Below are 21,229 nucleotides of genomic sequence, written 5' to 3'. Positions count from 1 at the left end.
GTGCCACACCGGACCGACACTCCCGTCGGCGCCGGTGCTCGCGTCAACATCGGTACCTCTGTCAACACCGCCGGGCGTCCTCACGTTGCGAGCGTGCGGTGCAGGCGGGCGGCCTCCTTCACCAGGCGGCTGGAGCCGCCGCGGGCCGCCACGTCCGGGACGCCCGGGACGGCGCCCCTGGCGCCGACCGTCTCCGCCAGGCGGGTCGCCAGGGCGATCAGGTCGGGCACCCCGGTCACGGCGCGCTCGCCCGGGGCGGGGAGCGCGTGCGGGAGCGCCGCGGCGAGGATCGTCCAGACCCCGGCGTGCCCGCCGCCGTCGGCGGCCGCCGTGAGGGCCTTCACGGCGCGGGGGAGGGTGAGGCGCCTCAGGCCGGCGAGCCGTCCGAGCGCCGTTCCCGTCTCGGCCGCCGGCAGGTCGCCCCGGGCGCTGAGGACGAGGAGCGCCTCGACGGCGTCCGCGCGCTCGTTCTGGCTCCGGTGGGCGAGCGCGCAGGCGAGCAGCGTCCCGATCGCGGCACCGGTGGGCCCGCCGGCCTCGGCCAGGTCGAGCATGACGGCGCCCTGGTCCAGGTCGTCCTCGCCCGCGCCCGCCAGGTAGGGGACGAGATGCGCGGCGGTCACCTCGCGGTGGGACGGCAGGACCGACGGCCAGAATCCCCGGGACGCGACGCGGCCCGGTGTCCCGAAGTCCGTCCAGCCGTCCTCGGGGAAGGCGCACAGGTGGGCGATGTCGGAGTCGCCGGGGACGTCCACCGTGGACAGGACGCGGGTCGGCAGCCGTATCGTCCGGCCGCGGACGCTCGCGAGGGGCTTGTCGAGGATCGCGCACTCGACGGCCGGGTCGGCGAGCCCCCCGTCCTCCAGCCAGACCGAGAGGGCCTTGCCGCCCTTGGACTCCAGCCGTCTCGCGCGTGCCGCGGCCGCCCGGTCGATCTCGCGGGGCACGCGCAGCATCGCCTGCATGAGGTCGGCCCGCCCCGGCTCGGCGCCCGCCGCCTCGATCCGTTCGAGCCGGGCGACCAGGACGCCGGGGTCGACGTGCCCGCTGCCCTCGGTCGGGGTCGCGAGGAGGACGGGCGCCTTCCCGACCGCGGAAGCGATCTCGTGTCTGCGCAGGGTGAGGAAGCGCTCGATCTGCGGCTCGAACACCGTCCCGGACTTGCGGGACCTTCCCTTCAGGAGCGAGGCCAGCGCTTCCACGATGCCAGGGGACTTCGGCGGGCGCAGGAGGCTCTGCACCGGGAACGCGATCCAGCTCGCCCGGACGTAGGAGCGCATGTACGCATGGTTCTCGGTGTCGGTGATCCAGGACGCGAGGTCGTCGGCGGGTTTCCGGAGTGCCGCGCGCGTCGCCTCCGGGTCGCGGTGGGCGAACTCGACGAGCGCGGCCAGGAACCGCTCGGACGTGCGCCATTCCTCGGCGCCGCGCAGCAGGACCGCGAACTCCTCGGCCAGTTCGTCGAGGGAGCCGATCGGGGCGGGCGCCTCCCGCGGGGTGAAGGGCGGCGGGCCCGGGGGCGGCTCGGGAGCGGCGGCGGCCTCGACCGCGCCGAACGCCGCCGCGACGGGCTCGCGCAGGACGGCCGGCAGGTCGCGTGCGGCGGCACGGACCTCCTCGTGGACGGCCCCGCTCGCGTGGCCCGCATGCCGGGCCGCGACCGTGACGGCGCGTTCGCGCAGGTCGAGCGCGTCGGAGCCGAAGACGGCCGTGACGGCGCGCAGCGTGGCGTCGACCCGGTCGCGCTTGCGGGCCGTGCGGTCGAGCCAGGTCAGGGCGGCCTGGACGAGCTTCTTCTCGGGCCGGAACAGCACCGCGTCCGCGGCCTCGCCGAACAGTGCGGCGTCGAGCCCGTCCCGGTCGTCGACGCGGCGGACCTGGCGCAGGGCGAGGCCGGCGACGGTCGACGGCGCGGCCGGGAGGAGGCGGACGTAGTCGCGCACGCGGGCGGCCGTCTCGTCCTCGGTGGGCTTCAGCGCGTCGTGCAGAGCGATGAACCACCGGAGGTCGCGGGCGGTGCCGCCGCGCAGGAAGCGGCGGACGCAGCCGTCGAGCAGGAGTGCGCGGTCGAGCCGTCCGCTCGCGGCCAGGCCGGAGAGGGCGCCGGCCCAGGTGCGCCTGCGGGCGCCGTCCCACTGGAGCCTCGCCTCGTCCTCGGCGAGGGCGCCGCCCACCGCGTTCACCTCGAACAGCTTGGGGACGAGCACGTCCAGGAAGGGGTCGTCGGCGTCGGGGAGGTCGCGCTCGGTCACCCAACCGACCACGAATCCGTCCGAGTCAGGGACCGCCCCGGCCGACTCGGCCAGCGCCGCCGCGATGTGCCACAGCATCGCCTCGCGGTCGGAGACGCGGATCCGGGCGGCGACGCGCCGGGCGACCTCGGCGCGCCACTCGTCCGGGCGCCCGGACGTGACCTCGCACAGTGCCGCGCACATCCGGGAGTGGCCGTCCGGTGCCCACCACGGACGCAGGTCGCGGCGGCACAGCCACGCGGCCGCGGCCGCCGGACCGCCGAGCGTGCCGGCCCCGGCGACCAGCAGCGGCTGCGCCGTCTCATGGCTCAGTTCGCCGTGAGGCGACGCGGCCCGCATCGCCTTCAGGCGGTCGGGCAGGCCCTTCGCGACGGCGCGGCGGGCGTCGTCGTCGAGCTCGGCGACCACGCGCGCCGTCTGCTTCATGTCCCCGGCGTCGAGCGCCTTCTGGAGGTCGTCCGCGGGGACGGTCATCGGGCCGCCTCCACGCTCGCCTCGCGGCGGACGATCCGGGCGGCGAGGACGTGCTTGCACGGGCCGCGCTCGCCCCGGTGGTCGTACCACCACGGGCATGTGCAGGTGACCCGGTCGCCGTCGAAGCGGACCTGGCGCTCGCCTCCGTCGGTGAGGACGACCGCCGCGTCCTCGGCGGTGAACCGCACGGCGCCCTCCGCGACCAGCGCCCGCGCCGAACGCAGCCGCGGGTTGAGGTCGGCGACCCGCGCCGGGTCGTAGGGCAGCTCGCGGTGGAAGAACGCGGCCTCGGCGGTGTCGAAGCCGACGCGGCCGGACGTCCCCAGCTGGACCAGCGCCGCCTTCGTCCGCGCGAGCGCGAGCCCCGACCGCTCGGCCAGCAGGCCCGGCTCCACCCGCGGCTCGAAGGACAGCAGCGCGCCGAGCAGGTCGGCGTCCCCCGCCGCCTCGTCGGTCGAGACGGCGTCCAGCACGGCGCCCTCCCCGGAGAAGCCGCGCGAATGCTGCGGCGACAGCGTCAGGACGTACCGCATGCCCGGCAGCTCCAGTTCCCAGACGCTCGACGCCGGTCCGCTCCCGACGGCGACGGGCGGCCCGTAGACGCGCAGCGCCTTCGCGAACCGCAGGAGCGGCAGCATCGTCCGCAGCCGGTCGGCCCCCGCCAGGCAGACCGCCCCGGGAGACGGGCGCGCCGCGACCCGCAGCGTCCGGCCCGCGGGGACGACCCACAGCGGCTCGCGCCCCCCGCGCGGCAGGGACCGCAGGAACCGCACCGCCTCGGGCCCGCTCATCTCCCCGCGCGGGTCGAACCCGGCCGTGATGACCTGGACCTCGGCGAAGCCGCGGAGCCAGCGGTCGGGCAGCGGGACCTTCTTCTCCACGACCGCCCCGTCCATCGTGGTGACGGCCATCTCCCCGGCGCCGACCGCCAGGTGCAGCGGATCGGACCCGCCCACGCGGGCGAGCGCCTCGCGCAGCGGCCCGTTCACGTCCACGTTGGTCGTGCCGCGCTCGTGGACCTCGCCGTCCAGCGCCGCCTCCAGCACGTCCAGCCGCGCGTAGACGCCGCCGCAGGCGGAGAACGACTCCATCCGGATCCGGTCGCCGTTGCACGTGACGACCGGGTCCCGGAACGAGGTGGGGCGCGGCTGGAAGTACCGGGTCTGCGCGACGTCGGCCAGCGCGAGCAGGCCCGCCGCCGCGGCCGCGGCCTGCGTGAGCACGCCGCTGAAGAAGTGCGGATGCGCCCGCGGCCCGCTGCTCGTCGTCCCGCCGGACGTGGAGAGCCCCAGGAGCCCCTCGTCCAGCCCGGAAGGCCTCGTGTACCGGTACGACTGCGCGGCCCCTGCCGCCACCGTGCTGCTCGCCATGCCGGAAACGTAGAGCTTCGGGCTGACAAATCAGGCCGAATCTGGGATCAGGCGATCTGACCCGGGAAGAGCAGCGCCAGTTCGCGCGGGTGGGCGGCGATGAGGCGGAGTTCGTCGTCGGTCAGGGGCCGGCCGGTCTGGGCGTTGCAGAGCTGGACGAGCTGGAAGGCCAGGTCCTCGTCGGCGGGCTCGACGCCGAGGCCGTCCATCACGTGCCGGAAGCCGGCCTTCCCGCCGTACTCGCCGGTCAGCACGACCCGGCCGGGACGGGCGTGCCAGTCGCCGGGGAACGGGCCGAGGGTCGCCTCGTCGTACAGCTCGTAGTTGCCGTGGTCCTTCAGCGCGCCGTCCGCGTGGATGCCGGACTCGTGCGCGAACGCGTTCCGCCCGACGCCGACCTGGTTGTAGGGAAGCGGCCGGCCGAACGCGTAGCCCGCCCACAGCGCGAACCGCCGCGCCCATGCCAGATCGATCGGATCGCCGAACTCGGCGCGCCCCTCAAGGCCGAAGCCGTGGCGGAACGCCAGGATCGTCGAGAGCAGGTCGGCGTTGCCGGAACGCTCGCCGATGCCGTTCACGCACGTGTTGATCCAGGCGTCCTGGCCGGCGTCCAGGTCGCCGAGCGCGCCGCTGACGGAGTTGGCCACGGCCATGCCGAGGTCGTTGTGGCAGTGGGTCTCGACCGGCATCGCCACCGCGGAGGCCAGCTTGGCGAAGCGCTCCCTGATGCGCTCCGGCGTCTCGCCGCCGATCGTGTCGCAGTACCGGACCCGGTCGGCCCCGGCCTCCTTCGCGGCGAGCGCGAACTCGGTGAGGAACCCCTCGTCGGTGCGCGAGCCGTCCTCGGCGTTGACGCCGACCGTCCGCGCGCCGCCCGCCTTGGCCGCGCGGACGGCCGCGACCGTCTCCCGGATGATCGCGTCCCGGTCGAGGCGGCCCCGGAACTTGTTGGCGATCATGTAGTCGGACGTGGAGATGGACAGGTTGTAGTGCGCGAGCCCGGTCCCGGCGGCCCGCACCCCGGCGGCCTTCTCCACGTCCGCCGCGACGCCCCGGCACCACCCCGACAGGCGCAGGTCGCCGAACGCGCCCGCCTCCGCCAGCGCGATCTGCGCCCGGACGTAGGGGGCCTCGTGGAACAGGAACGGGAAGCCGATCTCCGACTGCGCCACGCCCAGCCGCCCCAGGTAGAAGTTGACCATCGTCTTGCCGAACTTGGACAGGCCCGTCCGGGCCGTCTGGACGCCGTCGCGGTTGGTGACGTCCAGGAAGTGAATCTGTGGCATGCCCTCAGATTGACACCGGCAACCTCGTGTATCAATATTGACGAAAATCAATATCAAAGGATGGGGATGGCGGAAGAAGAGCAGGTCGGCGGTTGGATCGACGCCAAGGCCGCGGCGGAACGGCTCGGTGTGAAGCCCGCCACGCTGTACGCGTACGTGAGCCGGGGCGTCCTGCGGCGCAGGCAGGCGCCGGACGGCCGCCGCAGCCTGTTCGACGCCGCGCAGGTGGAGGAGCTGGCCCGGCGCGGCAGGCCCCGCCGCCCGCCGGGACCGGGCGAGCTGGCGATCGAGTCGGCGATCACCGCGCTCGGCGCCGACCGCCACTTCTACCGGGGCCGCGACGCCCTGGAGATGGCCCGAACCCGGACGTTCGAGGAGGTCGCCGCCTGGCTGTGGCACGGCCGCGACGAGCCCGGTGCGGCGGCCGGGGAGCCCTGGCGGGCCAGGGCGGACGGCGTCGCCGCGGCCGTCGCGGCCCAGTCCGGCCTGCCGCCGGGCCTCCTCCCGCTCGACCGCCTCCACCTGATCGTCGCCGCGCTCGCCGCGACCGACCCGTTGCGCCACCACCTCGATCCCGAGGGCGTCACCGCGACCGGGCGGGCCCTGATCGCCGGTCTCGTCGAGGCCCTGCCCGCCGCGGACCCGTCCGCCGCGGACCCGTCCGCCGGCGCCGGGCCGATCGCCGAGCGGCTCTGGAACCGGCTGTGCCCGCACCCGCCCGGCGACGCGGGGACGCTGCGCGCGTTCGAGGCCGCCATGATCCTGCTCGCCGACCACGAACTGGCCGCCTCCACGGTCGCCGCGCGGGTCGCCGCGTCCGTGCGCGCCGATCCCCACGCGGTCGTCGCGTCCGGGCTCGGGGTTCTGAGCGGCCCGCTGCACGGCGGCGCGTCCTACGGCGCGGAACGCCTGATCGCCGAGGTCGCCGACCCGGCGTCGGCGGCCCGCGTGATCGGGGAGCGGTTGCGCGGCGGCGAGCGCGTCCCGGGGTTCGGGCACTCGGTCTACCGGTCCGGCGACGGGCGCGCCGCGCTGCTCATGGACCTCGTCCGGGCCGCGGCGCCCGGCCACGACCGGCTCGCCGCCGCCGAGGCCGTCCTCGCCGAGGCCGCCCGGCTCCGCCTGCCCGCGCCCAACGTCGACTTCTCCCTGGCGGCGCTCGGCGCCGTCGCCGGGCTCGTGCCGGGGGCCGGCGAGGCCGTCTTCGCGGTCGCCCGCACCGCCGGATGGCTCGCGCACGCGCTGGAGGAGTACGGCCGGCGCGGCCCGCTGCGCCCCCGCGCGGTCTACGTGGGGCCGGAGCCCGCCTGACCGCCGGCGCGCCGGGCCGGGGTCGCGGTCGGGGGCCGTGGGGCCGGGGGTAGGCTCAGTGACGTGCGACGGTTCCTCACCCCAGGCTGGCTCGGGCTGCACGCGCTCGCGATCGTCCTGTGCGGCGCGTTCCTCGGCTTCGGCTGGTGGCAGTTCGACCGGGCCCAGGGCGGCAACGACCGCAGCTGGGCCTACACGTTCGAGTGGCCGATCTTCGCGATCTTCGTGATCGTGATGTGGGTCAAGATGATCCGGGACGAGCGGGCCGGGGTGCGGCCCGCCCCGAGGATCATCGAGGAGCCCGCGGAGGCCGAGGTCAAGCGGGAGATCATCCGGCAGCAGGAGGAAGAGGACCCCGCCCTCGCGGCCTACAACCGCTACCTCGCGCGGCTCAACTCCGAGAGCCGCGGGCGCGCCTGACCGCGTCCCGCACACCCCGCCCATGGGGGCCCGCCCCGCCCGAGGGGCCACCGAACGAAAGGTGCGTTTGCTGTGGAAGGCGCGGTGACCAGGTACCGGATCCTGGCGCTGGTGGTCGGCACGCTGCTGGTGCTGCTGGTCATCGGCATGATCCTCAAGTACGGACCCACCGACATGCCGGCCCTCGCGGGCGTCGTGGCGCCCGTCCACGGCTTCCTCTACATGGTCTACCTCGTGGTCGCCTACGACCTGTGGCGGCGCACCGGCTGGCCGCTGAGCCGGATGGTGATGATCGTGCTCGGCGGGGTGGTGCCGCTGATGACCTTCTTCGTCGAGCGCAGGGTGGTCCGCGACGCGCGGGAACTGCGGCCCGCGAAGGCCGAGGCGAGCGTCTGACGGTCCCAGGGGACTGGTGCGCAGTGCCCTTCTCGCCTAATGTTTGACTGAGTCAAACATTAGGAGGGCGGGCATGGAGGCGACCCGGGAGGACGTCGGCACGGTCCGCGCGTTCAACCGCTTCTACACCGGCGTCATCGGGGTGCTCGGCGAAGGGCTCGTCCGGTCGCCGTACTCGCTCACCGAGGCGAGGGTGATCTTCGAGCTGGCGCAGCGGGAGGACAGCGAGGTGCTGGCCCTGCGCCGCGTCCTCGGCCTGGACGCCGGCTACCTCAGCCGGATGCTGGCCCGGTTCGAGACCGACGGCCTCGTCGCGCGGGAGCGTGCTCCGGACGACGCCCGGCGCCAGATCGTCCGGCTCACCCAGCGGGGCCGCGAGGTGTTCGCCATGCTGGACGAGCGGTCCGTAGCCGAGATCCGCGAGCTGCTGGAGGGCCTGGACCCCGCCGACCGCCGCCGCCTGCTGGCGGCGATGCGCACCGTCCAGGACGTCCTCGGGGAGCGGCCCCGCCGGGACGACTTCGCCCTGCGCCCGCTGCGCCCCGGCGACCTCGGCTGGGTGGTGGAGCGCAACGGCGCCCTCTACGACGTGGAATGCGGCTGGGACCGCACCTACGAGGCGCTGGTCGCCTCCGTCGTCGCCGACTACGTGCGCGGGCACGACCCGGAGCGGGAGAACGCCTGGATCGCCGAGTCGGACGGGGAGCGGCTGGGCGCGGTGTTCTGCGTCCGGCGGGAGGACGACGTCGCGCAGCTCCGGCTGCTGCACGTCGAGCCGCAGGCTCGCGGCACGGGTGTCGGGGCGGCGCTGGTCGCCGAGTGCGTCGGCTTCGCCGCCAAGGCGGGCTACGCCGAGATCATGCTGTGGACGACGGCGCTGCAACAGCCCGCGCACCGCCTCTACGAGCGGGCCGGGTTCGTCCTGGAGGAGCAGGAGGAGCCGATGGAGCGCTTCGGAGACGTCGTGCACGGGCAGGTCTGGACCCGGAAGCTGTGAACGAGGCCCGTGGAGGGTGTCGCTCCTCCACGGGCCCTGCTCCGCAGCGATCCCTGACTGCGTAGGCGGCCGGGACGGGGGTCGGACGGAGTACCGGCCGCCTGAGCTCACCGGCTGTGCGCCGGTTCGAGTCGGGTCTGGCTCCCACCTCCTTCCCGAGCCGCGCCGGGCGCGGGCGCTCGCCCGGCGTTCGGGAGAGGGCGCCTGCGCGGCGCCCGGATGCCTGCGGCCGGACCGGCGGCGCGGCGGTGTGCCGCGGCCGGCCCGGCCTGTGGGGGCGCCGGTGCCGCGGGGGCGAGCGGCACGGGGCCCAGGGGAGGACGTCGGCGCGGGGCCGGTCCGGTACGGCCGAGGACCCGAGGTGTGTCGCCGTGCCCGCCCTCCGCGGCTCCCGCTGGGGGGCGGGGCCGGCCGCGGTGCGGTACGCCGCGAACGTTCTCGGCCGTACGGACCGGACCGCGCGGGGAAGGGGGCGCGGAGACGGGCCGGTTCGCACTCTCGCTGTGGTGCATTGCCGCCTCCCGCCGTTCGACCTGGGGCTTTGCCGCCCGAGTACCTGCCGTTCACCCTGCGTCACGATCTCGTTGCGTTAAGTACCCTCGCGTCATGCGCACGTAAACCGGCCCCCCGGCAAAGAATCAAGATCGCGAAGCCGCCTTTGCCTCCGCGTTGCCCAGGTGGTCCGCGTGGTCCGGACGGCGCAGCAGGTGCCGGGCGAGCGCGACGCAGGCCAGCAGGGCGACGAGCGCGCAGACCGCCGTCCAGCCGAACCGCGTGCAGGCGCTCGCGCCGAGCCACGATCCGGTGCTGCCGCCGAGGAACGCGCAGGTCATGTAGGCGGTGTTGATCCGGCTCCGGGCGTCCGGGCGCAGCGCGAAGATCCGCGCCTGGTTCGCGATCATGCCGGACTGCATCGCGATCTCCAGCAGCAGCGTCCCGGCGCCGAGCGCCGCGAGCCCCGGCGCGCCGCCGAGGGCGCCCAGCGCCAGCACTCCCGCCGCCGCGATCGTCCCGGTGATCGCGACGAGGCTGACCGGGTCCGGGCCGCGCCGGTCGACCTGGCGTCCCGCGGCGGGCGTCGCAGCCATGGTGCCAGCGCTGACCAGCGCGAGGACCGCGACCGCCTGGGCGCCGAACCCGTACTCGGGCCCCGTCAGGTACAGCGCGAGGCCCGTCCAGACGGCCTGGAACCCGCCGAAGACCGTCGCCTGGTAGAGGCATGACCGCCGCAGTTCCGGTTCCTCGCGCAACAGCCGCAAGGGCGCGGCCAGCAGCGCCGGATAGGACTGCCGCGACGGCGGGACGGTCGCCGGCAGCGCGAACGCCAGCGTCACCGCGATCGCCAGGGTGGCGGCCGCGGCGATCAGGTACGGGGCCCGCCAGCCGAGCCACTCCCCGGCGAGCCCGCCGAACGTGCGGGCCAGCAGGATGCCGCCGATCGACCCGGCCAGCAGCGTCCCCATGACCGCCCCGCGCCGCTCGGCGGCCACCAGGTCGGCCGCCATCGGCGCGATGACCTGCGCGACCACGGTCGTGACACCGGCCACGGCGCTCGCGGCGACCAGTGCCCCGAGGCCGGGCGCGCCCGCCGCGCCGAGCATCGCCGCACCGGTGACGGCGAGCATCGCCACGACCAGCGGCCGGTGCGGGAACCGGTCCCCGAGCGGTACCAGCAGGAAGTTCCCGGCCGCGTACCCGAACTGCGCCGCGGTCACCACCAGCGCCGCCGAGTTCGGCGCCACGTCCAGCCCGGACGCGACGAGCGGGCTGACCGCCTGCGGGAAGTAGATGTTCCCCACGGCGACGCCGCAGGTCAGAGCCAGAAGGAAGATCATTCGGCGGTCGATCGAGGCGTCCGCCGGAGGCAGGGAGGAAGACACGGATGCTCCACGTCGGGTCGACACCGGCGCGGAATCCGCGCAGGCCGGGACGGCGGGGCTGACCCCCGCGGGAACCGCCTCGGCGTCGTGGAGCGGTGCCGGCCTAGGCCGCCGCGCGCCCCGCCGCCGAGGCGCCTGTCGTGGACCTGCCGGAAACGGTGAACACGCGCGACCTCCCGTAGCGCACCCAAGATCTTCGCGCCGACCCTGACACGCCCCTCACCCCATCCGCAAACGGTTTTGCGCGGGCTCAGCGCACGGGGGACCCGGGCTCGTCCATGTTCCATGCGGCCGGCAGGGAGCCCCCGCAGACGGCGCAGGCGTAGTGGTCGTCCTTGACGATGTTGCGTTGGCGGCATCGGCGGCAACGCCGGAACACGATCGGGTGGGTGAACCCGGGAGGACGCTCAAGGCCGGCCCGGTCGAGAGCGGCCGCGACGGCCGTCCAGGAGGACGGTTCGGGGCAGTAGCCGGTCGACTGGTTGCTGATCTGGCCGACCGTCCAGGCGCCGCCCTCCGCGGTGAAGGTGATCTCACCCGCGCCCAGCACCGGTTCGCGGCCCGCGCAGGCGACGTGCTCGCTGCGCTGCGGGGCCAGGCGCAGCGTCCCGCCCAGGTCGATGACGTAGGTGAACGGTTCCCCCGCGTCCTGCGCGGTCTGCCCCGTCAACCAGGCGGCGAGGTCGCCCTGTGACACGATCGCCTGCCCACGTCGCCCCGGCGGCGCCTGCTCAAGGATGTCGGCAGGGCCGACATAACGGTATTCGCGCGGGTTCACGGGACCGAGCGTGTCACGTCCGGGCTGAGCCGCGTCCGCCGATCTTGTGCGGACCCGTCCCATGCTTCCGGTGGGTGCGATACCGCCCGAGCGCCCCACCATCCGGCCGCGGCCTCGGCGGCAGCGGAGCCAAGGCCACGGCCTTCCCCGGGGCCGGATGGACTCCGGGTGTGATCGCTGAGAGCGAACGTTGCTGCGGAAACAAAATGCTGCTCCGTTTTCTTGAGTGTGTACGACTCAATCTTGCGGTTGGGTGTCCTACGGAGTTGGAGCTGAGCATGAGCGAGACCCTGACGCTGCCGGTGCTGCCCCTGGAAGACGGGGTCGTTCTGCCCGGCATGGTGGTGCCCCTGGACCTGTCGGAGAGCGGGGAGGTCCGGGCCGCCGTCGAGGCCGCGCGGGCGGTGGCGCAGACCCAGGGGCCGGGCATCCGATCGGCGACCAAGCCGCGGGTGCTGCTGGTGCCCCGGCTGAACGGGCAGTACGCCGGCATCGGCACGCTCGGCGTGATCGAGCAGGAGGGGCGGCTGCCCGGCGGTGAGCCGGGCGCGGTCGTCCGCGGCGTGCAGCGGGTGCGGATCGGCACCGGGACGACCGGGCCGGGCGCGGCGCTGTGGGTCGAGGGCACGGCGGTGGAGGCGCCGCCGGCGACGGGGCGCGTGCAGGAGCTGGCGAAGGAGTACAAGGGGCTGGTCAGCGCGATCCTGCAGAAGCGGGGCGCCTGGCAGGTCGTGGACGTCGTGCAGCAGATCGACGATCCCTCCACCCTGGCCGACAACGCCGGGTACGCGCCGTACCTCACCGACGAGCAGAAGATCGAGGTCCTGGAGACCGTCGACGTCGTGGAGCGGCTCACCCTGGTGATCGGGTGGACGCGCGACCACCTCGCCGAACTGGACGTGGCGGAGACCATCCGCAAGGACGTCCAGGAGGGCATGGAGAAGACGCAGCGGGAGTTCCTGCTGCGCCAGCAGCAGGAGGCCATCCGCAAGGAGCTGGCCGAGCTGAACGGCGATCCGGCCGACGAGGAGGGCGACTACCGGGATCGGATCGAGGCCGCGAACCTTCCCGAGAAGGTGCGCGAGGCGGCGCTGAAGGAGGTCGACAAGCTGGAGCGGTCGTCCGACGCCTCGCCCGAGGGCGGCTGGATCCGCACCTGGCTGGACACCGTCCTCGACATCCCCTGGAACGAGCGGACCGAGGACGCCTACGACATCGCGGGCGCGCGGGAGATCCTGGACGCCGACCACGCCGGTCTCGACGACGTCAAGGAGCGCATCGTCGAGTACCTGGCCGTGCGCAAGCGGCGCGAGGAGCGCGGCCTCGGCGTCGTGGGCGGACGCAGGAGCGGCGCGGTGCTGGCGCTGACCGGTCCTCCCGGCGTCGGCAAGACGTCGCTGGGCGAGTCGGTCGCGCGGGCCATGGGACGCGAGTTCGTGCGGGTCGCCCTGGGCGGCGTGCGGGACGAGGCCGAGATCCGGGGGCACCGCCGCACGTACGTGGGCGCCCTCCCGGGGCGCATCGTCCGCGCCATCCGCGAGGCGGGGACGATGAACCCCGTCGTCCTGCTGGACGAGGTCGACAAGGTCGGCGCCGACTACCGGGGCGACCCGACCGCGGCGCTGCTGGAGGTCCTCGACCCCGAGCAGAACCACACCTTCCGGGACCACTACCTGGAGGTGGAGCTCGACCTGAGCGACGTGCTGTTCCTGGCCACCGCGAACGTGGTGGAGGCGATCCCCGGGCCGCTGCTCGACCGGATGGAGCTGGTGGAGCTGGACGGCTACACCGAGGACGAGAAGGTCACGATCGCCCGCGACCACCTGCTGCCGCGCCAGCTCGACAAGGCGGGCCTGGAGACGTCCGAGGCGGTCTTCGGCGACGACGCGCTGCGGCTGCTGGCGGCCGAGTACACCCGGGAGGCCGGCGTGCGGTCCCTGGACCGCTCGATCGCGCGGGTGCTGCGCAAGGTCGCGGCCAACGTCGCGCTCGGGAAGGCGGCGCTGCCCGTCCGGATCGGCGCGGAGGACCTGAAGGACTACCTCGGGCGGCCGCGGTTCACCCCGGAGGTCGAGCTGAGCAGGAACGAGCGCCGCACCGGCGTGCCGGGCGTGGCGACGGGCCTCGCCGTCACCGGCGCGGGCGGCGACGTCCTCTACATCGAGGCGTCGCTGGCCGACCGGGAGACCGGCGACACCGGCGTGACGCTCACCGGCCAGCTCGGCGACGTCATGAAGGAGTCGGCCCGGATCGCGCTCAGCTACCTGCGCTCGCGCGGCGCGGAGCTGGAGCTGCCGGTCGGCGACCTGAAGGACCGCGGCGTGCACGTCCACGTGCCCGCCGGCGCGATCCCGAAGGACGGCCCGAGCGCGGGCATCACGATGACGACGGCGCTGGCGTCGCTGCTGTCGGGCCGCCCGGTGCGCTCGGACGTGGCGATGACCGGCGAGGTGTCGCTGACCGGGCGGGTGCTGCCGATCGGCGGGCTGAAGCAGAAGCTGCTGGCCGCGTCGAGGCTCGGCATCACCACCGCGATCGTGCCGAAGCGCAACGAGCCGGACCTGGAGGACGTCCCGGCCGAGGTGCTCGAGACGATGACGGTGTTCGCCGTCAGCGACGTCCGCGAGGTGCTGGACCTGGCCCTGGAGCCCGCCACCACCCCGGTCGCCGTCTGATCGCGACGCACGGAACGCCCGTGCCGGGTTCGTCCCGGTACGGGCGTTCTGACTTCAATGGACTATCCGGACGCCCGAAACCCGGGGCCGCGCATGAACCGGGGCGGACGGGGCAGACCGCGCCGCGTGTTGGTCGAAATGTGGCAGCCCGCGGCCGCGGGCGAGAGGGTCCCTTGGTATGTCGTCGCCCTGCGCGTGATGGTCGTGATCATCGCGTTGGGTTTTCTCGGCGTCTTCTTCTACTTCGCGTTCAAGCTCACGCTGACGCCCGTCCATGACAACGGGCAGGCGGGCGGGAACACCGATCCGGGCCGGTCGCTCCGGTTCTACATGGACCAGCCGACCAAGGACGCGCTCCTCCAGATAGGCGGCAACGTGGTGCTCCTGGCGCCGCTCGGAGTGCTGCTGCCCCTGGTCTGGACGACCCTCCGAGGCCCCGTGCGGCTGGCCATCGTGAGCGGCATGCTCTCGGGGGCCATCGAGACGGTCCAGGGCGCGTTCGTGATGGGACGGGCCTTCGACGTGGACGACGTCATCCTCAACGTCATCGGTGTCGTGCTCGCCTACCTGCTCATCGGCCGGAGGCTTTCCAGGACACTTCGCGGCCGTTAGCCGGTCCGCCCCACCGCCGCCGTTACCTCGACCGCGCCGACGTGCGCACCTGCACGAGGCCGGGAAGCCGGCGCTCCACCGCCACTGGCACGGCCGCCACCAACGCGGCGGCGGTCGTCGGCCGGGCGGGTGATCGCCGTGAGCGTTCGTTGCCGACCACGTACCGCCGGATCACCGAGCCCGCTCGACCGCGTCAGGATCCGGTCCCCACCAGCGCAGGCGTGCCCCGTGGGCCTGCCTGTGGTGCACGTCATACGCCGGCGGCTGTCACAGGGCGCCCGGCACCGGTGCCTTGTGTTCGTCAGGATGCCGTGCGGACGTTCCGAGCGGTACCAACACCGTGAATGGGGGACCGATGACGAACGGGGAAAAGACCTCGGTGCTGATCACTGGAGGCAACAAGGGACTGGGGCTGGAGGCGGCCCGGCGGCTCGGGGAGCGGGGCTGGACGATCTTCCTTGGCTCGCGTGACGAGGGCCGGGGGCGGGCGGCCGCCGACAAGCTGACCGCCGGCGGCGCGAACGTGGTCCTGGTGCCGTTGGACGTGACTTCGAACGAGTCGGTGCTCGACGCGGCGGAGCTCGTCCGCGAGCACACCGACCGCCTCGACGTGCTGATCAACAACGCCGGCGCGCCGGGAGGCGCGGTGCCGCCCGCGGACGCGACGGTCGATGACGTCCATCCCGTCTACGACGCCAACGTGTACGGGCCGATCAGGGTCACGCACGCCTTTCTGCCCCTGCTGCGGGCGGCGGACAATCCGCGGGTGGTCATGGTGTCCAGCGCCGGCGGGTCCTTCGCCGTCGTGACCGACCCGGCCCAGCCGATCTCGCGGATGCACGAGCTCGCCTACAGCTCCTCGAAGGCGGCGCTGAACATGATCACCGTCCGGTACGCCCAGGCCCTCCCGGACATCAAGTTCAACGTCGCCACCCCCGGCGAGGTCGCCAACCACAAGTTCGCCGCGACCGACATGAATCGGCACACCGGGCAGCTGACGGTCACCGAGGGCACCGACTCGATCGTCGAGCTCGCGACACTCGATGCCGACGGGCCGACCGGGACCTTCACCGATCGTCTCGGCCCCGTCGGGTGGTGACCCGCCGGAGGCGGCCGCCGCGATGCCCGGCGGCCGCCACCGGCAGGTAGGCCTGGTCGGCGCGACCCGCCGCCCGAGGTCAGCGGGGGGCCAGGCGGAAGACCCTGAGCTGTCGTTCGGCGCGTTCCACGTAACGGTCGTAGACGGGCCAGACGGCGGTGAGGCGAGGCCAGATCTCCTTGCGCTCGACGTCGTCCAGGAGGCGGGCGGTGACAGGGACGGTGCGGCCCTGGAAGCTGACCTGCGCGTCGGGGTTCTTCAGCAGGTTGCCCGTCCAGGCGGGGTGCTTCTCCCGGCCGAAATTGGAGCCGACGACGTACCACCCGCCCTCCCGGTCGGGCAGGCAGGCGAGCGGCGTCTGCCGGGCGAGGCCGCTGACGGCGCCGGTCGTCGTCAGGACGAGGCTCGGCACGAGGAGCTGGCCGAGCAGGAGCCGTCCGCCGGTGAGGCGGTGCAGCGTCCGGTCCACGGGGGGCACGACCCTGGGGCCCACCCTGGAGAACCACTCGGCGCCCGAGACCCGGTGGAAGACCGGTCCGAAGGTGCGCTGGACGAGGGTGGGCATCGGGGCCTCCTTGGCGGCGAGCCGTCCGGCCCGGCGCGGATTCAGATGGCCGCTCTCGGCCAGCCAGCGCAGGCCGTCGGCGACGGTCTCCTCGACGGGACGCAGCGTGAGGCCGAGCGCGTCGAGGATGGGGCGGTCGTCGGTCGGCACCAGCGTGACCATGAACTCGGCGGCGTCACGGGTGAGCGGGTAGTCGAAGCGGCGGACGCGCTTGGCCGCGTCGAGGGCGGAGCCGAGCGCGAGCATGACGCGGCTGGGCACGCGGATGCGGCGGCACCGGACGCCGGTGAGGCGATCGCACAGGTCGGCGTACTGCGGCCAGGTCAGGTAGTGGCCGCCGAGCACCCAGCGGCTCGCGCCCTGCCGTGCCTCAACGGAACGTGCCAACGCCTCGCCGAGGTCGCGGACGTCGATGACCGAGACGCCGCCGCCCGGAAGCGGCCACACCTTGCCGAGCGCGGCGGCGAGGCCCTCCATCAGCGCGTCCAGCGTCGGCTGGTTCGGGCCGCACACGCCGCCGGGATAGACGATGGTGACCGGCGCGCCGTCCGCCTGGAGGCCGCGCACGTAGCGTTCGGCCGCCAGTTTGGACCTGCCGTAGTCGGTCCGGGGGCTCGCCAGGGCGTCTCCCGCGGTGATGACCGGGCCGGACGGCGGGACGAACACCCCGATCGTCGACACGTGGACCACCGGGGCCAGGCCCTGCGCGACGGCGCCGCCGACCACGTTGCGGGTGCCCCGGACGTTCACCTCCACCAGGTCGCCGGCGCCCCCGGTCACCCCGATCGCCGCGGCGGTGTGGATCGCGGCGTCGCAGCCGCGGAGAGCCTCGGCGACCGAGTCCTCGTCCAGCATGTCGCCGGGGACGAGTTCGACGTCCCCGGGGTCGACGCCGACCGCGCGCAGGACCTTCGCCGCCCTGTCAGGGTCGCGGACCAGCGCGCGCGGCCGGTGCCCGGCGGCGAGCAGGGCGCGGACGGCGTGGGACCCGACGAAGCCGGAGGCGCCGGTGACGAAGATCCGCATAAGGCAAAACTAGCGCTTGGTAAGGCTCCGGCGACAGCCGCGGCCCCGAGTAACGGCCGGGATTTCGGACACCTCCATTACCGGAGAGGCGGACAGTCGGGGCGTTGACGCTACTGGAACGCTCCATCAGACTCGTGTCTCCACCTGACCGCCGACCGGGAGGAGATCGATGAGGATCGGACTGGCCGGCGCGGGGCGCATAGGTGCGCGCCACGCCGCCGCGTTGCGAGAGTTGCCCGAGGTGAAGGCGGTGGTCATCGCGGACGCGGATCCGGGGCGCGCCCGAGATCTGGCCGCGCGCCTGAGCGGGGGACCGCCCGAGGTCACCGCCCTGGACACCGTCGAGGGACTCTTCTCCGCCGGACTGGACGGCCTGGTCGTCGCGGCGGCCACGGACGCGCACGCGACCCTGGTGGAGCGGGCCGTGACCGCGCGAACTCCCGTCTTCTGCGAGAAACCACTCGCGTCCGATCTTGATGGAACGTTCCAAATTGTCCGGTCGGCGGCGGGCGCCGGCGTCCCGGTGCAGGTCGGGTTCCAGCGCCGGTTCGACGCCGGGAACGCGGCGGCGCGCGAGGCCCTCGCGTCCGGGCGGCTCGGCTGGCTGCACACCGTCCGCTCGTGCAGCTTCGACCCGGCGCCGCCGCCGGCCGAGTACGTCCCCACGTCCGGCGGGCTGTTCCGCGACTGCCTCATCCACGACCTGGACCTGATCCGGTTCGTCACCGGCCGCGAGGTCGTGCGGGTGATGGCCGCGGGCGCCAACCGCGGCGACGACTTCTTCCGCGAGGCCGGCGACGTCGACACCGGGTCCGCGCTGCTCATCCTGGACGACGGGACGCTCGGCCAGGTCTCGGCCACCCGCTACAACGCGGCCGGGTACGACGCGCGCCTGGAACTGTTCGGGTCCAAGGACAGCGTCATCGCCGGCCTGGACGACCGGACGCCCGCGACCGCGCTGCCGGACGGGGACCAGCCGAGGACGCCCTACGGCGGCTTCATGGAGCGCTTCTCCGACGCCTACGACGCAGAACTGCGGGCCTTCGCGGACGTCGTGGCGGGCCGCCGCGCCAACCCGTGCCCGCCGGAGGAGGCGCTGGAGGCGTTCTACCTCGCCGAGGCGTGCGAACTGTCCATGCGGGAGGGGCGGATCGTCGGCGTCGAGGAGGTCCGGCGGTGAGGGTCGCCGGCGCGCCGATCTCCTGGGGCGTGTGCGAGGTACCCGGCTGGGGTCACCAGATGGAGCCGGGCCGGGTGCTCGCCGAGATGCGCGACCTCGGCCTCGCCGCGACGGAACTCGGGCCGGACGGCTTCCTCCCCGCGGCCACGCAGGAGCGGGACGCATTGCTGACCGCTTTCGGGCTGGGTCTCGTAGGGGCGTTCGTACCCGTCGTTCTGCACGACCCCGCGTTCGACCCGCTGCCCGTGGTCGAGCAGGCGCTGGACGACATCGACGGTGTCCTCGTCCTGGCCGCCGCAACCGGGCTCGACGGATACGACGAGCGTCCCGTCCTCGACACCAAGGCGTGGGCGGTGCTGCTTGAGAACCTCGACGCGATCGCCGCCCGCTCTGCCGAACGCGGCCGGCTCGCCACCCTGCACCCTCACGTCGGGACGGTCGTGGAGCGGCGCGCCGAGGTCGAACGTGTGCTGGGCGGATGCAGCATCCCGCTCTGCCTCGACACAGGGCACCTACTGGTCGGCGGAACCGACCCGGTGTGGCTGGCGCGTTTCGCGGCGCCGCGCATAGCGCACGTCCATCTGAAGGACGTGGACGTGGGCCTTGCCCAGCAGGTGCTCAAGGGAGACATCACGTACACGAACGCGGTGCGGGACGGTCTGTACAGGCCGCTCGGGGACGGCGACATCGACATCCCCGACCTCATCCGGACCCTGGAGGCCGCCGGTTACGAGGGCTGGTGGGTGATGGAGCAGGACACCGTGCTGACCGGCGAGCCCGCGCAGGGCGCCGGACCGTACGGCGACGTCCGCAGGAGCCTCGACTACCTCGCCGGGGTGGCCCGATGACGTTCGACCTCATCACGATGGGGCGGGTCAGCGTCGACGTCTATCCGCACCAGGTGGGCACGCCGCTGGAGGACGTCGAGTCGTTCGGCAAGTACCTCGGCGGCAGCCCGACCAACGTCGCCGTGGCGGCGGCCAGGTACGGCCGCAGCGCCGCCGTCATCACGCGCACGGGGGAGGACCCCTTCGGCCGGTTCATCCACAAGGCCCTTCAGGGCTACAGCGTGGACGACCGCTTCGTCACCGCCGTTCCCGGCCTGCCGACGCCACTGGCGTTCTGCGAGATCTTCCCGCCCGACGACTTCCCGCTGTACTTCTACCGCTACCCCAAGGCGCCCGATCTGGAGATCCGCCCGGACGAGCTGGACCTCGACGCGATCCGCTCGGCGCGCATCGTCTGGGCCACGGTCACGGGCCTTTCGCAGGAGCCCAGCCGGGAGGCGACCCTGACCGCGCTGGGGGAGCACCCCGGACAGACCGTCATCGACCTCGACTACCGGCCGATGCTGTGGGACGACCCCTCGGAGGCCCCGCACTGGGCGGGTCTCGCCTTGGAACGGGCGACGGTCGCGGTCGGAAACCTCGAGGAGTGCGAGGTCGCCGTCGGGGAGCGGGAGCCGCACGCCGCCGCACGCGCGATCCTGGCCCGCGGCCCGGAACTCGCCATCGTGAAGATGGGCCCGGAAGGCGTCCTCGCGGCGACGGCCGGCGAGGTCGTGGAGGTGCCGCCGGTCAAGGTGGACGTCGTCAACGGGCTCGGCGCCGGGGACGCCTTCGGCGGCGCCGTCTGCCACGGGCTCCTGGCCGGATGGGAACTGCGGCGGCTCGTGGAGTTCGCGGGCGCCGCAGGGGCGATCGTCGCGTCCCGCATCGCCTGCTCCGACGCGATGCCCACGCAAGACGAGGTCGACGAACTCCTCGAGGAGCCGAGATGAAGTACCACCTGCCCGCCGGAACGGCCGCGGAGGCCCCGTACGGGCTCGTCGTGACACCCGAGTCGGCCGGTTGGGCGTATTCGGGGCTGCGGGTGCTGGAGCTGCCGGAAGGCGGGTCGCACGAGTTCGACACCGGTGAGTTCGAGACGATCGTGCTGCCGTTGGCGGGGTCGTGCGCCGTGCAGTGCGACGGTGAGCGGTTCGAGTTGGAGGGCCGCGACGACGTCTTCGCCCGGGTCAGCGATTTCGCTTACGTGCCGCGCGACGCCCGGGTGACGATCCGTGGCCGCGGGCGGTTCGCGCTGGCGGGTGCCAGGTGCGAGCGGCGGCTCGCGCCTCGCTACGGGCCCGCCGAGAAGGTCCCGGTGGAGTTGCGGGGTGCGGGGTCGGCGAGCCGGCAGGTCAACAATTTCGGGACGCCGGAGGGGTTCCCGTTCGCCGAGAAGCTGATCGCCTGCGAGGTCCTGACCCCGGCCGGGTGCTGGTCGTCGTTCCCGCCGCACAAGCACGACGAGCAGACGCCCGACGAGGCCGTCCTGGAGGAGATCTACTACTTCGAGGTCGCCCGGGACGGCATGGCCTACCAGCGCGTCTACGGGTCGCCGGGACGTCCGATCGACGTGCTGGCGGAGGTCCGCAGCGGCGACGCCGTGCTGATCCCGCACGGCTGGCACGGCCCGTCGATGGCGCCGCCCGGGCACGACCTGTACTACCTGAACGTGATGGCCGGGCCTTCGCCGGAGCGCGCGTGGCGCATCTGCGACGACCCCGCGCACGCCTGGATCCGCGACACCTGGGAGGGACGGCCGGTCGACTCTCGGCTGCCCCTGACCTCGCCGGAGGGACGCTCATGAGGTTGACGGTGAGTCAGGCGCTGGTGCGTTTCCTGTCGGTGCAGTACAGCGAGCGGGATGGTGTGGAGCGGCGGTTCTTCGCGGGGTGTTTCGGGATTTTCGGGCACGGCAATGTGGCCGGGATGGGGCAGGCGCTGCTGGAGCATGGTGGTGAGCTGCCGTATTTCATGGCGCGTAACGAGCAGGCGATGGTGCATGCGGCGGCGGGGTTCGCGCGGATGAGTGACCGGTTGTCGACGTTGGCGTGTACGACGTCGGTGGGGCCGGGTGCGAC

The 21,229-nt window shown here is 73.7% G+C and carries 18 protein-coding genes; 12 read left to right on the top strand and 6 right to left on the bottom strand.

Going from position 1 to position 21,229, the window contains the following annotated elements:
* Positions 1–80 precede the first annotated feature (80 nt).
* Genes AB0H37_RS30245 through AB0H37_RS30235 form a run of 3 tightly spaced genes read right to left on the bottom strand, consistent with a single transcriptional unit; the run spans position 81 to position 5,382 of the window.
* Entirely contained in the window at positions 81–2,726 is a 2,646-nt protein-coding gene (locus AB0H37_RS30245; protein WP_360616505.1) for a DUF6493 family protein, read from the bottom strand.
* Positions 2,723–4,096, bottom strand: coding sequence for an SWIM zinc finger family protein (locus AB0H37_RS30240; protein ID WP_360616504.1), 1,374 nt, complete (start codon positions 4,094–4,096; stop codon positions 2,723–2,725). Before AB0H37_RS30240 ends, AB0H37_RS30245 begins: the two co-directional genes overlap by 4 nt.
* A gap of 47 nt (positions 4,097–4,143) precedes the next feature.
* On the bottom strand, positions 4,144–5,382 hold the full coding sequence (locus AB0H37_RS30235; protein ID WP_360616503.1) for a hypothetical protein: 1,239 nt from the start codon (positions 5,380–5,382) through the stop codon (positions 4,144–4,146).
* 66 nt (positions 5,383–5,448) lie between these two features.
* On the opposite strand from AB0H37_RS30235, the gene AB0H37_RS30230 reads away from it, so the two are divergent.
* From AB0H37_RS30230 to AB0H37_RS30215, 4 genes are all read left to right on the top strand, one after another.
* Positions 5,449–6,693, top strand: coding sequence for a citrate synthase (locus tag AB0H37_RS30230; protein ID WP_360616502.1), 1,245 nt, complete (start codon positions 5,449–5,451; stop codon positions 6,691–6,693).
* 63 nt (positions 6,694–6,756) lie between these two features.
* Entirely contained in the window at positions 6,757–7,113 is a 357-nt protein-coding gene (locus AB0H37_RS30225) for a hypothetical protein (RefSeq protein WP_179836150.1), read from the top strand.
* A 72-nt stretch (positions 7,114–7,185) separates the two neighbouring features.
* Entirely contained in the window at positions 7,186–7,509 is a 324-nt protein-coding gene (locus tag AB0H37_RS30220) for a DUF3817 domain-containing protein (protein WP_179836149.1), read from the top strand.
* Between the two features lie 73 nt (positions 7,510–7,582).
* Positions 7,583–8,506 carry a helix-turn-helix domain-containing GNAT family N-acetyltransferase gene (locus AB0H37_RS30215; RefSeq protein ID WP_360616501.1) on the top strand — a complete coding sequence of 308 codons (924 nt, stop codon included), beginning with the start codon at positions 7,583–7,585 and terminating at the stop codon, positions 8,504–8,506.
* Between the two features lie 638 nt (positions 8,507–9,144).
* Here the strand turns inward: AB0H37_RS30215 and AB0H37_RS30210 are convergent.
* Positions 9,145–10,386, bottom strand: coding sequence for an MFS transporter (locus AB0H37_RS30210; protein WP_360616500.1), 1,242 nt, complete (start codon positions 10,384–10,386; stop codon positions 9,145–9,147).
* 250 nt (positions 10,387–10,636) lie between these two features.
* Entirely contained in the window at positions 10,637–11,164 is a 528-nt protein-coding gene (locus tag AB0H37_RS30205; RefSeq protein WP_360616499.1) for a hypothetical protein, read from the bottom strand.
* A gap of 278 nt (positions 11,165–11,442) precedes the next feature.
* Between AB0H37_RS30205 and lon the strand changes: the two genes are divergently transcribed.
* The 3 genes from lon (at position 11,443) to AB0H37_RS30190 (ending at position 15,550) form a co-directional block, all read left to right on the top strand.
* Positions 11,443–13,839, top strand: coding sequence for an endopeptidase La (lon, locus tag AB0H37_RS30200; protein WP_179836146.1), 2,397 nt, complete (start codon positions 11,443–11,445; stop codon positions 13,837–13,839).
* A gap of 126 nt (positions 13,840–13,965) precedes the next feature.
* The gene (locus AB0H37_RS30195; RefSeq protein WP_229810094.1) at positions 13,966–14,451 is read left to right on the top strand and encodes a VanZ family protein; all 486 of its coding nucleotides are present in this window, start codon (positions 13,966–13,968) and stop codon (positions 14,449–14,451) included.
* A 355-nt stretch (positions 14,452–14,806) separates the two neighbouring features.
* Positions 14,807–15,550 (top strand): SDR family NAD(P)-dependent oxidoreductase, encoded by a 744-nt coding sequence (locus tag AB0H37_RS30190; RefSeq protein ID WP_360616498.1) that lies wholly within the window; start codon positions 14,807–14,809, stop codon positions 15,548–15,550.
* Between the two features lie 79 nt (positions 15,551–15,629).
* Here the strand turns inward: AB0H37_RS30190 and AB0H37_RS30185 are convergent, their stop codons facing one another.
* Complete coding sequence (locus AB0H37_RS30185; protein WP_360616497.1) at positions 15,630–17,141, bottom strand: nitroreductase family deazaflavin-dependent oxidoreductase; 1,512 nt, start codon at positions 17,139–17,141, stop codon at positions 15,630–15,632.
* 169 nt (positions 17,142–17,310) lie between these two features.
* Here AB0H37_RS30185 and AB0H37_RS30180 point away from each other — a divergent pair, with 169 nt between their 5' ends.
* From AB0H37_RS30180 to AB0H37_RS30160, 5 genes are all read left to right on the top strand, one after another.
* Entirely contained in the window at positions 17,311–18,321 is a 1,011-nt protein-coding gene (locus AB0H37_RS30180) for a Gfo/Idh/MocA family oxidoreductase (protein WP_179836144.1), read from the top strand.
* Complete coding sequence (locus AB0H37_RS30175; protein WP_329088359.1) at positions 18,318–19,169, top strand: TIM barrel protein; 852 nt, start codon at positions 18,318–18,320, stop codon at positions 19,167–19,169. Before AB0H37_RS30180 ends, AB0H37_RS30175 begins: the two co-directional genes overlap by 4 nt.
* Complete coding sequence (gene iolC / locus AB0H37_RS30170; protein WP_360616496.1) at positions 19,166–20,101, top strand: 5-dehydro-2-deoxygluconokinase; 936 nt, start codon at positions 19,166–19,168, stop codon at positions 20,099–20,101. The genes AB0H37_RS30175 and iolC overlap by 4 nt, the downstream gene beginning before the upstream one ends.
* A complete protein-coding gene (gene iolB / locus AB0H37_RS30165) occupies positions 20,098–20,955 on the top strand; it encodes a 5-deoxy-glucuronate isomerase (RefSeq protein ID WP_179836142.1) in 858 nt (285 codons plus the stop codon). Before iolC ends, iolB begins: the two co-directional genes overlap by 4 nt.
* Positions 20,952–21,229 (top strand): thiamine pyrophosphate-binding protein (locus AB0H37_RS30160; RefSeq protein ID WP_360616495.1); only part of this gene is annotated, 278 nt, incomplete at its 3' end. The genes iolB and AB0H37_RS30160, both read left to right, overlap by 4 nt.

This window comes from Actinomadura sp. NPDC023710 (assembly GCF_040639875.1).
In the GTDB taxonomy this organism is placed as follows: Bacteria; Actinomycetota; Actinomycetes; order Streptosporangiales; family Streptosporangiaceae; genus Spirillospora; species Spirillospora citrea.
This window is presented reverse-complemented; position numbering and strand designations above follow the sequence as displayed.